Raw genomic sequence first — 13,578 nt, forward strand, 5'->3', positions numbered from 1 at the left:
ATGGCGGAGAACAGCCCGCTGAAGGCCCACAACCTCCGTCCCGCCCCCGGCGCCAAGACCGCGAAGACCCGTGTGGGTCGTGGTGAGGCGTCGAAGGGTAAGACGGCCGGTCGTGGTACCAAGGGTACGAAGGCCCGTTACCAGGTTCCGCAGCGCTTCGAGGGTGGGCAGATGCCCCTCCACATGCGTCTGCCGAAGCTCAAGGGCTTCAAGAACCCGTTCCGCACCGAGTACCAGGTCGTGAACCTGGACAAGCTCACCGCGCTCTACCCGCAGGGTGGCGAGGTTACGGTGGCCGATCTGGTCGCCAAGGGTGCGGTTCGCAAGAACCAGCTCGTCAAGGTGCTCGGCACCGGCGAGATCACCGTGGCGCTGCAGGTGACGGTTGACGCCGTCTCCGGCTCCGCCAAGGAGAAGATCGCCGCCGCTGGTGGCACCGTCACCGAGCTCGTCTGAGTCTCGGTCGACAGCTAAGAGCCTGGCCGGTTCCCCTTCGGGGGAGCCGGCCAGGCTCTTTTGCGTGCCCGCCCGCGGGACTCGGGCGTACGTGGCCGTCCGCGGGCGCTACGGCGCCCCGGGGAGCTCTCCGACGCCGGAGGTGACGGACTCCGGGGGCTGCGGGGACGCCGGAGCCGCTTCTCCGAACCTCCCGGGAGAGCCGCGGAGACTGATCTGTTTCGGCCGGTCCGTCCGGAACCTTTCGAACAGTCTTCGGGGTGAGGGAAGGGGGATGTCCGATACGCGGAGTTCGCTTGTGACCTTTGCTCTGTTGACGTGCCTCGGAGACGTTTCCCGCTGACAGCAGGGGCGGGTATGGTAGCCGCTGATAGCTTCCCCGGCAGTCTGCGCCTATGGCTTGCGGCTGCCGTGTTCTGTACCTGCTCACATACAAACCGTCACCCTCACGCGCGTAACGCGGGGGTCGCAGGAGGCACCGTGCTCACCGCGTTCGCCCGGGCGTTCAAGACACCCGACCTGCGCAAGAAGCTGCTCTTCACGCTGGCCATCATCGTGCTGTATCGCCTCGGGGCTCACATCCCGGTCCCCGGCGTCAGCTACGAGGCTGTGCAGCAGTGTGTCAAGCAGGCCAGCGAGGGCAACAACAGCCTGTTCGGTCTGGTCAACATGTTCAGCGGCGGCGCGCTGCTGCAGATCACGATCTTCGCGCTCGGCATCATGCCGTACATCACGGCGAGCATCATCCTGCAGCTGTTGACCGTCGTGATCCCGCGCCTGGAGGCCCTCAAGAAGGAGGGGCAGGCGGGTACTGCGAAGATCACGCAGTACACCCGGTACCTGACGATCGCTCTCGCCATCCTCCAGGGCACCGGTCTCGTCGCCACCGCCAAGAGCGGTGCGCTCTTCAGCGGCTGTGTGGTCGCCGACCAGGTCGTACCCGACCAGTCGATCTTCACCATCGCCACCATGGTCCTCACGATGACCGCGGGCACCGCCGTCGTCATGTGGCTCGGTGAGCTCGTCACCGACCGTGGCATCGGTAACGGCATGTCGATCCTGATGTTCATCTCGATCGCCGCCGGCTTCCCGGGCGCGCTGTGGAAGATCAAGGTCGAGGGCGACCTCGCCGACGGCTGGATCGAGTTCGGCACCGTGATCCTCGTCGGATTCGCGATGGTGGCCCTCGTGGTCTTCGTCGAGCAGGCGCAGCGCCGCATCCCGGTGCAGTACGCGAAGCGGATGATCGGCCGACGTTCCTACGGCGGTACGTCCACATACATCCCGCTGAAGGTGAACCAGGCAGGTGTGATTCCTGTCATCTTCGCGTCGTCGCTGCTCTACATCCCGGCCTTGATCGCGCAGTTCTCGAGCTCCACCGCGGGGTGGAAGACCTGGATCGAAGCCCACTTCGTCAAGGGTGACCACCCCTACTACATCGCCACGTACTTCCTCCTGATCGTGTTCTTCGCCTTCTTCTACGTGGCGATCTCGTTCAACCCCGAGGAAGTAGCCGACAACATGAAGAAGTATGGTGGCTTCATCCCGGGTATCCGGGCTGGTCGACCTACTGCCGAGTACCTGAGCTACGTGCTCAACCGGATCACTTGGCCGGGCTCGCTGTACTTGGGTCTGATCGCTCTTGTGCCGACGATGGCGTTGGCAGGCTTCGGTGGCGCCAATGCCAACTTCCCCTTCGGTGGGACGAGCATCCTCATCATCGTGGGTGTGGGGCTGGAGACCGTGAAGCAGATCGAGAGCCAGCTCCAGCAGCGCAATTACGAAGGGTTCCTCCGCTGATGCGAATCGTCCTCGTCGGACCGCCCGGTGCGGGCAAGGGAACGCAGGCCGCGTTCCTTGCCAAGGAACTGAAGATCCCGCACATCTCCACGGGTGACCTGTTCCGCGCCAACATCTCTCAGGGCACGGAGCTGGGTCTGAAGGCCAAGGCCTTCATGGACGCCGGCGACCTGGTGCCCGACGAGGTGACCATCGGGATGGCCAAGGACCGGATGGCCCAGTCGGACGCCGTGAACGGCTTCCTGCTGGACGGGTTCCCCCGCAACGTGGCGCAGGCCGAGGCCCTGGACGTGGTCCTGAAGGCCGAGGACATGCAGCTGGACGCGGTCCTGGACCTGGAGGTCCCCGAGGACGAGGTCGTGAAGCGGATCGCGGGTCGCCGCATCTGCCGCAACGACAGTGCGCACGTCTTCCACGTGACGTACACCCCGCCGAAGACCGAGGGCGTCTGCGACGTCTGCGGCGGCGAGCTCTACCAGCGTGACGACGACTCCGAGGGCACGGTCCGCCGGCGCCTGGAGGTCTACCACACGCAGACCGAGCCGATCATCGACTACTACCGGGCGCAGAACCTGGTCGTGACGATCTCGGCGCTCGGCAAGGTGGACGAGGTCACGGCGAAGGCCATGGCCGCGCTGAAGAAGTAACCCCGGTTCGTTCGATACGGCCGCGGTGCCCTTGAGGGGCGCCGCGGCCGTATCGTTGTTCTGTCCCCGCGTACACGCAAGGAAAGGCCCGCCACGATGGTGCAGATCAAGACCCCGGAGCAGATCGCGAAGATGCGTGAGGCAGGGCTGGTCGTCGCCGCCATCCACGCGGCGACCCGCGAGGCGGCGGTGCCGGGTGCGACGACCCGGGATCTGGACGAGGTCGCGCGGAAGGTCATCGCGGACCACGGGGCGAAGTCGAACTTCCTCGGCTACGGGGGCTTCCCCGCGACCATCTGCACCTCGGTGAACGAGGTCGTCGTCCACGGCATCCCGGACGAGAAGACCGTCCTCAAGGACGGCGACATCATCTCCATCGACGCGGGCGCGATCGTCGACGGCTGGCACGGTGACGCGGCGTACACGGCCTTCGTGGGCACCGGGCACGCGCCCGAGCTCGTGGAGCTCTCCCGGGTGACCGAGGAGTCGATGTGGGCGGGCATCGCGGCGATGAAGCTCGGCAACCGGCTCGTGGACATCTCGAAGGCCATCGAGACGTACATCAAGCGGCAGCCGCGGCCGGCGGTCGGCGACCACAGCCTCGGCCGGTACGGGATCATCGAGGACTACGGCGGCCACGGCATCGGCACCGAGATGCACATGGACCCGCACCTGCTGAACTACGTCTCCCGCAAGCGCGGCAAGGGCCCGAAGCTGGTCCCCGGCCTCTGCCTGGCGATCGAGCCGATGGTCTCCCTGGGTACCCCCGCGACGGAGGTCCTCAAGGACGACTGGACGGTCATCACGACCGACGGCACCTGGTCGTCCCACTGGGAGCACTCGATCGCCCTCACCGAGGAGGGCCCGCTGGTCCTGACCGCGGTCGACGGCGGCAAGGCGAAGCTGGCGGAGCTGGGCGTCGTCGCGGCGCCGGACCCGCTCGCGTAGCCGTTCGCTTAATGATCTTCTACTGTGGGCAAACTTCCCGGATTCGTCTTTTCCAGGGGCCTGACGTAGACTGATGTGTCGGCTCTCGTGTACCCGTGTGTCCGCATACGGCGGCGAGAGTCGATCAAGGTAGCCGATTCGAAAGGCGAAGCGTGGCCAAGAAGCAAGGTGCCATCGAAATCGAGGGCACCGTGATCGAGTCCCTCCCGAACGCCATGTTCAAGGTGGAGCTCCAGAACGGTCACAAGGTCCTCGCGCACATCTCCGGCAAGATGCGGATGCACTACATCCGAATCCTTCCGGACGACCGGGTCGTCGTGGAGCTCTCTCCGTACGACCTGACGCGTGGCCGGATCGTCTACCGGTACAAGTAGATCTTGCCCGCACCTCGCGCCTCGCGCGCGGTGATGGCACTGACCCGGAGAACCTCACATCCCATGAAGGTCAAGCCGAGCGTCAAGAAGATCTGCGACAAGTGCAAGGTGATCCGCCGTCACGGCCGGGTCATGGTCATCTGCGACAACCTGCGCCACAAGCAGCGCCAGGGCTGACGCACGCCGACCGACCTGCATTTCGCAGTTCTTCGCGCGACGCATAGCAGTACGTACATACGCAGAGCCCGTCCGGTCGTGTTCCACGGCTGACGGCACCTCCGGCGGGGGCCGGGGACCCGGTCGTACCACCTCCCTGAATCCAGGGCGGTCGGCGGTCGGGATTGGTTCTGCAGCAGACCCCCGAGAACACAGGAGCCATTGAATGGCACGCGTTTCCGGTGTTGACATCCCGCGCGAAAAGCGTGTGGTGGTCGCACTCACCTACGTCTTCGGCATCGGGCGTACCCGGTCCGAGGAGATCCTCGCCTCCACCGGCGTGGACCCGTCCACCCGTGTCCGTGACCTTGCCGAGGAAGACCTCGTCAAGATCCGTGAGTACGTGGACGCCAACCTCCAGACCGAGGGTGACCTCCGCCGCGAGATCGCCGCCGACATCCGCCGCAAGGTCGAGATCGGCTGCTACCAGGGTCTGCGCCACCGTCGTGGCCTGCCCGTTCGCGGTCAGCGCACCAGCACGAACGCTCGTACCCGCAAGGGCCCGCGTCGCGCCATCGCCGGCAAGAAGAAGCCGGGCAAGAAGTAGTCCTCAGCGGACGCTTGACCAAGCGGTCTTCGCTGTAGGACCGACCACCTCCCGTAGGAGTAATAGATGCCCCCCAAGGGTCGTCAGGGCGCTGCCAAGAAGGTGCGCCGCAAGGAAAAGAAGAACGTCGCTCACGGCCACGCGCACATCAAGAGCACGTTCAACAACACGATCGTCTCGATCACGGACCCCTCGGGCAACGTGATCTCCTGGGCCTCCGCCGGCCACGTCGGCTTCAAGGGCTCGCGCAAGTCGACCCCGTTCGCCGCGCAGATGGCCGCCGAGTCGGCCGCTCGCCGCGCGCAGGAGCACGGCATGCGCAAGGTTGACGTCTTCGTCAAGGGTCCGGGCTCCGGCCGCGAGACCGCGATCCGTTCCCTCCAGGCCACGGGCCTCGAGGTCGGTTCGATCCAGGACGTCACCCCCACGCCGCACAACGGCTGCCGTCCCCCCAAGCGCCGCCGCGTCTGACGCACGGCTGCTTGACACAGGCTTCGGGCGGTACGGCTCTTCGGACCGTGCCGCCCGTACCCTTGTAGGTGCTAGATCCCGTCGGGCGTCAAATAGTGGGCGTCCACGAATGAAGGACATAGAGACATGCTGATCGCTCAGCGTCCGTCGCTGACCGAAGAGGTCGTCGACGAGTTCCGCTCCCGGTTCGTGATCGAGCCGCTGGAGCCGGGCTTCGGTTACACCCTCGGCAACTCCCTCCGCCGTACCCTCCTCTCCTCGATCCCGGGTGCCGCTGTCACCAGCATCCGCATCGACGGCGTCCTGCACGAGTTCACCACCGTGCCGGGTGTCAAGGAGGACGTCACCGACCTCATCCTCAACATCAAGCAGCTGGTCGTCTCCTCGGAGCACGACGAGCCGGTCGTGATGTACCTGCGCAAGCAGGGCCCGGGTCTGGTCACCGCCGCCGACATCGCGCCCCCGGCCGGTGTCGAGGTGCACAACCCCGACCTCGTCCTCGCCACGCTCAACGGCAAGGGCAAGCTGGAGATGGAGCTGACCGTCGAGCGCGGTCGCGGCTACGTCTCCGCCGTGCAGAACAAGCAGGTGGGCCAGGAGATCGGTCGTATTCCGGTCGACTCCATCTACTCGCCGGTGCTCAAGGTCACGTACAAGGTCGAGGCGACCCGTGTCGAGCAGCGCACCGACTTCGACAAGCTGATCGTCGACGTCGAGACCAAGCAGGCCATGCGCCCGCGTGACGCCATGGCGTCCGCCGGCAAGACCCTGGTCGAGCTGTTCGGTCTGGCGCGCGAGCTCAACATCGACGCCGAGGGCATCGACATGGGCCCGTCCCCGACGGACGCCGCGCTCGCCGCCGATCTGGCGCTGCCGATCGAGGAGCTCGAGCTCACCGTTCGTTCGTACAACTGCCTCAAGCGCGAGGGCATCCACTCCGTGGGTGAGCTCGTGGCGCGCTCCGAGGCGGACCTGCTCGACATCCGCAACTTCGGTGCGAAGTCGATCGACGAGGTCAAGGCGAAGCTGGCCGGTATGGGCCTCGCGCTGAAGGACTCGCCGCCCGGATTCGACCCGACCGCCGCCGCGGACGCCTTCGGCGCCGACGACGACGCGGACGCCGGTTTCGTGGAGACCGAGCAGTACTGATCCTCTTCCCGAGGATCGATCGACCTCTGCGGGCCGGTTTCGGCCGGCCGCGCAGTTCCCCGCGCCCCTAGGGGCGCGGGGTCTTCGACGGGCGACCGCCCGCTCGGACACTGACACCGGTACCTCATACGGCCGGTGCAGATCACTAGGAGAAACACCATGCCGCGTCCCGCCAAGGGTGCTCGTCTCGGTGGCAGCGCCGCTCACGAGCGTCTGCTGCTCGCCAACCTGGCGAAGTCCCTCTTCGAGCACGGCCGCATCACGACGACCGAGGCCAAGGCCCGCCGCCTGCGCCCCGTCGCCGAGCGCCTGATCACCAAGGCGAAGAAGGGCGACATCCACAACCGTCGCCTGGTGCTGCAGACGATCACCGACAAGGGCATCGTCCACACCCTCTTCACGGAGATCGCCCCGCGTTACTCGGAGCGTCCCGGTGGCTACACCCGCATCACCAAGATCGGCAACCGTCGTGGCGACAACGCCCCGATGGCCGTGATCGAGCTGGTCGAGGGCGAGATCGCCAAGAAGGCGACCGTCGCCGAGGCCGAGGCCGCCACCGTGCGCGCCGTCAAGGAGGCCGACGCGGCCGCCGTTGAGGCTCCGGCCGAGGAGTCGAAGGACGCGTAAGCGTTTTTCGTTTCTCTTGTGCGGGCCCGTACCCCCTGGGGTGCGGGCCCGCTCCCGTGTGTTTGAGAGGATTCCCGCGTGAGCGATGACGTGCAGGACGGGTTCGTACGAGTACGCCTTGATCTTTCGTACGAGGGCAAGGACTTCTCCGGCTGGGCCAAGCAGCCCCTGGGGCGGCGCACCGTGCAGGGCGAGATCGAGGCCGCGCTGCGGACCGTGACGCGTTCCACGGAGACGTACGAGCTGACCGTCGCCGGCCGGACCGACTCCGGGGTGCACGCCCGTGGCCAGGTCGCCCACGTCGACCTGCCCGTCGAGCTGTGGGAGGAGCACCGGGACAAGCTGCTCAGGCGACTCGCGGGCCGGCTCTCCCACGACGTACGGATCTGGTCCGTCGCCGAGGCCCCCAGCGGCTTCAACGCCCGCTTCTCGGCGATCTGGCGCCGCTACGCCTACCGGGTCACCGACAACCCCGGAGGCGTCGACCCGCTGCTGCGCGGGCACGTCCTGTGGCACGACTGGCCCCTGGACATGGACGCCATGAACGAGGCCGCGACCGCGCTCGTCGGCGAGCACGACTTCGCCGCGTACTGCAAGAAGCGCGAGGGCGCCACGACCATCCGCACCCTGCAGGTGCTGCGCTGGGAGCGGCGGCCCGACGGCATCCTCGAAGCGACCGTGAAGGCGGACGCCTTCTGCCACAACATGGTCCGCTCGCTCGTCGGCGCCCTGCTCTTCGTCGGCGACGGCCACCGGCCGGTCGACTGGCCCGGCAAGGTGCTCGCCGCCGGGGTGCGGGACTCGGCCGTCCACGTCGTACGGCCGCACGGCCTCACCCTCGAAGAGGTCGGCTACCCGGAGGACGCGCTGCTCGCCGCCCGCAGCAAGGAGGCTCGCAACAAGCGGTCACTCCCCGGGAGCGTTGGCTGCTGCTGACGCCTGGGTGCGGCCGCGGGCGTAGATCTGGTTGAAGGCGAAGGTGCCGAGGTCGTCGCTGGCCTGGAAGACGGGCTTGTCGGCCTTGGTGACCTTCTTGCCGTTGGCGAAGCCGGCCTGGGTGAAGTAGGCGTAGCGGCCGACCGAGTTCGCCCGGCGCAGGCAGATCGTGCCGTGACAGAACTCACGCACGCCCGCCCCCGCGAGCGGCGCGATGCCGCCGGTGGCCTGGGCCTTCGCCTTGGTGGCCGCCGCCTCGGAGGGGAAGACGGCCACGCCGACGGTGATCGCCACGCCGTCCTTCACGTAGGTGGCGCGCAGGACCTTCTGGCAGCCGTGCTTCTTGAGGACGGTGCCGAGACCGCCCTGGACGGCCGCCGCGCAGTTCGTGGTGGTGGCGGTCGCGCCCTTCTTGTACAGGCGGCCGTCCATGGTCAGCTTCTTGCCCGGGAAGAGGCCCTCCGCGCTGATCGGGGCCGTGTCCTTCTTCGGGTCCGAGATGTAGTCCTTCGGGTTCGGCGGGGGCGGCGGCGCCACCGAGGAGAACGTCGGCTCGGGGGTGGGGGAGCCGGTGGGGGAGACCGTGACGGTCGGGACCCCGCCGTTCTTCGCCTCGTCGTCCGTCTTGTTCGTGGTCACGACGGCCGTGGCGACGATCGCGCCCACCGCGAGGGTGGCCAGCACCCCGCCGCCGATCATCAGCCAGCGCTTGCGGCGGCCGCGGCTGGCGGAGGCGTCGGCGAGGGCGCCCCAGTCGGGGGTCGGTCCGCCGCCCTGCGCGCCGGGGAAGGGGTTCGGCTGCTGCTGCCCGTACCCGGAAGGCTGCTGCTGTCCGTACGCGGGCTGCTGCTGCTGTCCGTAGCCCGGCTGCCCGCCGTACTGCTGTCCGTATCCCTGCTGACCCTGCTGACCCTGCTGCTGCGGCTCTTGCGGCCACTGCGGTCCCCCGAAGCTCATGCCGCGCATCCTAATCCGGTTGGGCGAAGGGGATGCGTGCGGTGACAATGCACTCCATGGGACATGTCGAGGCCGCACATCTTGAGTACTACCTTCCGGACGGGCGGGTCCTGCTCGGGGACGCCTCCTTCCGCGTGGGGGAGGGCGCGGTCGTCGCCCTCGTCGGGGCCAACGGCGCCGGAAAGACCACGCTGCTCCGGCTGATCTCCGGGGAGCTCCAGCCGCACGGCGGCTCCGTCACCGTCAGCGGCGGCCTCGGTGTGATGCCGCAGTTCGTCGGCTCCGTGCGGGACGAGTCCACCGTCCGTGACCTGCTGGTCTCGGTGGCGCAGCCGCGGATCCGGGAGGCCGCGAAGGCGGTCGACAAGGCCGAGCACCTGATCATGACGGTCGACGACGAGGCCGCGCAGATGGCGTACGCGCAGGCCCTCAGCGACTGGGCCGAGGTGCAGGGGTACGAGGCCGAGACCCTCTGGGACATCTGCACCATGGCGGCGCTCGGCGTCCCGTACGAGAAGGCCCAGTTCCGGGAGGTGCGGACGCTCTCCGGCGGCGAGCAGAAGCGGCTGGTCCTGGAGTACCTGCTGCGCGGCCCCGACGAGGTCCTGCTCCTGGACGAGCCGGACAACTACCTCGACGTGCCCGGCAAGCGGTGGCTGGAGGAGCGGCTGCGGGAGACCCGTAAGACCGTGCTCTTCATCTCCCACGACCGCGAGCTGCTCTCCCGGGGTGCCCAGAAGATCGTCGCGGTCGAGCCCGGCCCGGCCGGCTCGGACGTGTGGGTGCACGGTGGCGGCTTCGCCACCTTCCACGAGGCCCGGCGCGAGCGGTTCGCCCGCTTCGAGGAGCTGAAGCGGCGCTGGGACGAGAAGCACGCCCAGCTGAAGAAGCTCGTGCTCAACCTGCGGCAGGCGGCGTCGGTCAGCCACGACATGGCCTCGCGGTACGCGGCGGCGCAGACCCGGCTGCGGAAGTTCGAGGAGGCGGGGCCGCCGCCGGAGCCGCCGCGCGAGCAGGACATCCGGATGCGGCTGCGCGGCGGCCGGACCGGTGTGCGGGCCGTGACCGTCGAGAACCTTGAGCTGACCGGTCTCATGAAGCCGTTCTCGCTGGAGATCTTCTACGGGGAGCGGGTCGCGGTCCTCGGGTCGAACGGCTCCGGGAAGTCGCACTTCCTGCGGCTGCTCGCGGGGGACCCGTCGGTCGCCCACACGGGCGACTGGAAGCTGGGCGCGCGGGTCGTGCCCGGGCACTTCGCGCAGACCCACGCGCACCCGGAGCTGACCGGGCGGCCGCTCGTCGACATCCTGTGGACGGAGCACGCCAAGGACCGGGGCGGGGCGATGTCGATGCTGCGGCGGTACGAGCTGGAGCGCCAGGGCGACCAGCCCTTCGACAAGCTCTCCGGTGGGCAGCAGGCCCGCTTCCAGATCCTGCTCCTGGAGCTGGCGGGGACGACGGCGCTGCTCCTCGACGAGCCGACGGACAACCTGGACCTGGAGTCGGCCGAGGCGCTCCAGGACGGTCTGGAGACGTATGACGGCACGGTTCTCGCGGTGACGCATGACCGGTGGTTCGCGAAGAGCTTCGACCGGTTCCTGGTGTTCGGGTCGGACGGGGTCGTTCGGGAGACGTCGGAGCCGGTGTGGGACGAGCGGCGGGTCGAGCGGGCGCGCTGACCTGGTGTCTCGCGGCGTTTTGACCCGTCGGGGGTGGCGCGGGTAGTGTTGCGGTTTGTTATGCGTATTGGCTCCGTCGCGCTCACGCGAAGGGCTCTTACGCAGGTTCCCTGGAGCAGTTACCAGTGGCTCGCATACGGGCGGTGTCCCGGCAGTGCAGGCCCCAGCTGCATGATCGCTTCAGGTGTGTCTGGACTCCATCCACTGAAGAAGCGAAGGCTACGAAGTGCGTACGTACAGCCCCAAGCCCGGCGATGTCACTCGCCAGTGGCACATCATCGACGCGCAGGACATCGTCCTGGGCCGTCTCGCGACCACGGCTGCGAACCTCCTCCGAGGCAAGCACAAGCCGGTGTACGCCCCGCACATGGACATGGGCGACTTCGTCATCATCATCAACGCTGACAAGGTCCACCTGTCCGGCAACAAGAAGACCCAGAAGCTGGCGTACCGCCACTCTGGCTTCCCGGGTGGTCTGCGCTCCGTCCGTTACGACGAGCTGCTCTCCAAGAACCCCGAGAAGGCCGTCGAGAAGGCCATCAAGGGCATGATCCCCAAGAACACCCTGGGCCGTCAGATGATCTCGAAGCTGAAGGTCTACGCGGGCGAGAACCACCCGCACGCTGCGCAGCAGCCGGTCCCGTTCGAGATCACCCAGGTCGCGCAGTAGTTCCGGCCACACCCCCTAAGAACGAAAGAAATCTGAGGAGCATCGTGGCCGAGACCACCCCCGAGACCCCCGTCGACGAGTTCGAGGGCGTTGAGGAGTACACCACCGAGACCGAGCTCGTCGAGGGTGAGTACACCTCCGAGTCGCTCGCGTCCCGCTTCGGCGACCCGCAGCCGGCCGCCGGCCTGGGCCGTCGCAAGAACGCCATCGCCCGCGTCCGGATCGTTCCGGGCACCGGCAAGTGGAAGATCAACGGTCGCACCCTTGAGGACTACTTCCCCAACAAGGTGCACCAGCAGGAAGTCAACGAGCCCTTCAAGGTGCTCGAGCTCGACAACCGCTACGACGTCATCGCCCGCATCGCGGGTGGCGGTGTCTCCGGCCAGGCCGGCGCCCTGCGCCTCGGTGTGGCCCGTGCGCTGAACGAGGCGGATGTCGAGAACAACCGCCCGGCGCTGAAGAAGGCCGGCTTCCTCTCCCGCGACGACCGTGCGGTCGAGCGCAAGAAGGCCGGTCTCAAGAAGGCCCGTAAGGCCCCGCAGTACAGCAAGCGTTAATCACGCCTGCTCGGACTGTTCTCGTACGCCCCGGCGGCACTGCCCGTGCCGTCGGGGCGTACGTTTTTTCATAGCCTTTTTCACCTTCACCTTCATCATCACGTTCATCTTTCATCGGCTTGGGCACGTATTTTCGGAGGACAGCTGTGGGACGACTCTTCGGCACGGACGGCGTGCGCGGCGTCGCCAACGCGGACCTGACGGCGGAGCTGGCGCTCGGTCTCTCGGTCGCGGCGGCGCACGTGCTGGCCGAAGCGGGCACCTTCGAGGGCCACCGGCCGACCGCCGTGGTCGGACGGGACCCGCGCGCGTCGGGAGAGTTCCTGGAAGCGGCCGTCGTGGCGGGTCTCGCCAGCGCCGGTGTCGACGTGCTGCGCGTCGGCGTCCTCCCCACCCCCGCCGTGGCCCACCTCACCGGCGTCCTCGGTGCCGACCTCGGCGTGATGCTCTCCGCCAGCCACAACGCGATGCCCGACAACGGCATCAAGTTCTTCGCCCGCGGCGGCCACAAGCTCGCCGACGACCTCGAGGACCGCATCGAGTCCGTGTACGAGGAGCACCGCACCGGCGCTCCCTGGGCGCGCCCGACCGGTGCCGGCGTCGGCCGCGTCCGCGAGTACGACGAGGGCTTCGAGACGTACGTCTCCCACCTCCTCGCCGTCCTGCCCAACCGTCTCGACGGTCTCAAGGTCGTCCTCGACGAGGCCCACGGCGCCGCCGCCCGCGTCTCCCCCGAGGTCTTCGTCCGGGCCGGCGCCGAGGTCGTCACCATCGGTGCCGAGCCCGACGGCCTCAACATCAACGACGGCTGCGGCTCCACCCACCTGGGCCTGCTCCGCGCCGCCGTCGTCGAGCACGGCGCCGACCTCGGCATCGCCCACGACGGCGACGCCGACCGCTGCCTCGCCGTGGACGCCGCGGGCAACGAGGTCGACGGCGACCAGATCCTCGCCGTGCTCGCCCTCGCCATGCGCGAGGCCGGCACGCTGCGCGGTGACACCGTCGTCGCGACCGTCATGTCCAACCTGGGCTTCAAGCTCGCCATGGAGCGCGAGGGCATGAACCTCGTCCAGACCGCGGTCGGCGACCGCTACGTCCTGGAGTCCATGAAGGAGCACGGCTACGCGCTCGGCGGCGAGCAGTCCGGGCACGTCATCGTGCTCGACCACGCCACCACCGGCGACGGCACCCTCACCGGCCTGATGCTGGCCGCCCGGATCGCCGCCACCGGCACGTCCCTCGCGGACCTCGCCGGTGTGATGGAGCGCCTCCCGCAGATCCTCATCAACGTCCCGGACGTCGACAAGTCCCGGGTGACGACCTCCGGCGACCTCGCCGCCGCCGTCACCGCCGCCGAGCAGGAGCTCGGCGCCACCGGCCGTGTCCTGCTGCGCCCCTCCGGCACCGAGCCGCTGGTCCGCGTCATGGTCGAGGCCGCGGACATCGAGCAGGCCCGCGCGGTCGCGCAGCGCCTGGCGGACGTCGTGAAGTCCGCGCTGGGATAGCCTTTCTGAAGCACCGTCATGCACACGGGGGAGGCCCCG

General features: G+C 68.1%; 16 protein-coding genes. 15 read left to right on the plus strand and 1 reads right to left on the minus strand.

Annotation, left to right across the window (positions count from 1 at the left end):
* From rplO to truA, 11 genes are all read left to right on the plus strand, one after another.
* The gene (rplO, locus tag OG580_RS21625) at positions 1–456 is read left to right on the plus strand and encodes a 50S ribosomal protein L15 (RefSeq protein WP_030214036.1); all 456 of its coding nucleotides are present in this window, start codon (positions 1–3) and stop codon (positions 454–456) included.
* A 480-nt stretch (positions 457–936) separates the two neighbouring features.
* Entirely contained in the window at positions 937–2,256 is a 1,320-nt protein-coding gene (gene secY / locus OG580_RS21630; RefSeq protein ID WP_267045314.1) for a preprotein translocase subunit SecY, read from the plus strand.
* On the plus strand, positions 2,256–2,903 hold the full coding sequence (locus tag OG580_RS21635) for an adenylate kinase (RefSeq protein WP_267045315.1): 648 nt from the start codon (positions 2,256–2,258) through the stop codon (positions 2,901–2,903). The genes secY and OG580_RS21635 overlap by 1 nt, the downstream gene beginning before the upstream one ends.
* A 96-nt stretch (positions 2,904–2,999) precedes the next feature.
* A complete protein-coding gene (gene map / locus OG580_RS21640) occupies positions 3,000–3,851 on the plus strand; it encodes a type I methionyl aminopeptidase (protein ID WP_267045316.1) in 852 nt (283 codons plus the stop codon).
* A 152-nt stretch (positions 3,852–4,003) separates the two neighbouring features.
* A complete protein-coding gene (infA, locus tag OG580_RS21645; protein ID WP_003956442.1) occupies positions 4,004–4,225 on the plus strand; it encodes a translation initiation factor IF-1 in 222 nt (73 codons plus the stop codon).
* A gap of 63 nt (positions 4,226–4,288) precedes the next feature.
* Positions 4,289–4,402: a 50S ribosomal protein L36 gene (gene rpmJ, locus OG580_RS21650; protein ID WP_003956441.1), complete on the plus strand. Its 114-nt coding sequence runs from the start codon at positions 4,289–4,291 to the stop codon at positions 4,400–4,402.
* 205 nt (positions 4,403–4,607) lie between these two features.
* Positions 4,608–4,988 (plus strand): 30S ribosomal protein S13, encoded by a 381-nt coding sequence (gene rpsM / locus OG580_RS21655; protein ID WP_148005769.1) that lies wholly within the window; start codon positions 4,608–4,610, stop codon positions 4,986–4,988.
* Between the two features lie 66 nt (positions 4,989–5,054).
* Positions 5,055–5,459: a 30S ribosomal protein S11 gene (gene rpsK, locus OG580_RS21660; protein WP_003956432.1), complete on the plus strand. Its 405-nt coding sequence runs from the start codon at positions 5,055–5,057 to the stop codon at positions 5,457–5,459.
* A gap of 126 nt (positions 5,460–5,585) precedes the next feature.
* Positions 5,586–6,608 carry a DNA-directed RNA polymerase subunit alpha gene (locus OG580_RS21665; RefSeq protein ID WP_003966937.1) on the plus strand — a complete coding sequence of 341 codons (1,023 nt, stop codon included), beginning with the start codon at positions 5,586–5,588 and terminating at the stop codon, positions 6,606–6,608.
* A 159-nt stretch (positions 6,609–6,767) separates the two neighbouring features.
* Positions 6,768–7,235 (plus strand): 50S ribosomal protein L17, encoded by a 468-nt coding sequence (rplQ, locus tag OG580_RS21670; RefSeq protein WP_267045317.1) that lies wholly within the window; start codon positions 6,768–6,770, stop codon positions 7,233–7,235.
* 78 nt (positions 7,236–7,313) lie between these two features.
* Entirely contained in the window at positions 7,314–8,171 is an 858-nt protein-coding gene (truA, locus tag OG580_RS21675) for a tRNA pseudouridine(38-40) synthase TruA (RefSeq protein WP_267045318.1), read from the plus strand.
* Here truA and OG580_RS21680 read toward each other — a convergent pair.
* The gene (locus tag OG580_RS21680; RefSeq protein WP_267045319.1) at positions 8,142–9,128 is read right to left on the minus strand and encodes a hypothetical protein; all 987 of its coding nucleotides are present in this window, start codon (positions 9,126–9,128) and stop codon (positions 8,142–8,144) included. The genes truA and OG580_RS21680 overlap by 30 nt on opposite strands.
* Positions 9,129–9,184: 56 nt before the next feature.
* Here OG580_RS21680 and OG580_RS21685 point away from each other — a divergent pair, with 56 nt between their 5' ends.
* The 4 genes from OG580_RS21685 to glmM all read left to right on the plus strand — a co-directional run bounded on the left by OG580_RS21685 (position 9,185) and on the right by glmM (position 13,539).
* Positions 9,185–10,807: an ABC-F family ATP-binding cassette domain-containing protein gene (locus OG580_RS21685; RefSeq protein WP_267045320.1), complete on the plus strand. Its 1,623-nt coding sequence runs from the start codon at positions 9,185–9,187 to the stop codon at positions 10,805–10,807.
* A 226-nt stretch (positions 10,808–11,033) separates the two neighbouring features.
* Positions 11,034–11,477: a 50S ribosomal protein L13 gene (gene rplM / locus OG580_RS21690; RefSeq protein ID WP_030318630.1), complete on the plus strand. Its 444-nt coding sequence runs from the start codon at positions 11,034–11,036 to the stop codon at positions 11,475–11,477.
* 44 nt (positions 11,478–11,521) lie between these two features.
* Positions 11,522–12,034, plus strand: a complete 513-nt coding sequence (gene rpsI / locus OG580_RS21695) for a 30S ribosomal protein S9 (protein ID WP_015035601.1) — start codon at positions 11,522–11,524, stop codon at positions 12,032–12,034.
* A gap of 146 nt (positions 12,035–12,180) precedes the next feature.
* Positions 12,181–13,539 (plus strand): phosphoglucosamine mutase, encoded by a 1,359-nt coding sequence (gene glmM, locus OG580_RS21700; protein ID WP_267045321.1) that lies wholly within the window; start codon positions 12,181–12,183, stop codon positions 13,537–13,539.
* Positions 13,540–13,578: the final 39 nt, after the last annotated feature.

This window comes from Streptomyces sp. NBC_00094 (assembly GCF_026343125.1).
Taxonomy (GTDB): Bacteria; Actinomycetota; Actinomycetes; order Streptomycetales; family Streptomycetaceae; genus Streptomyces.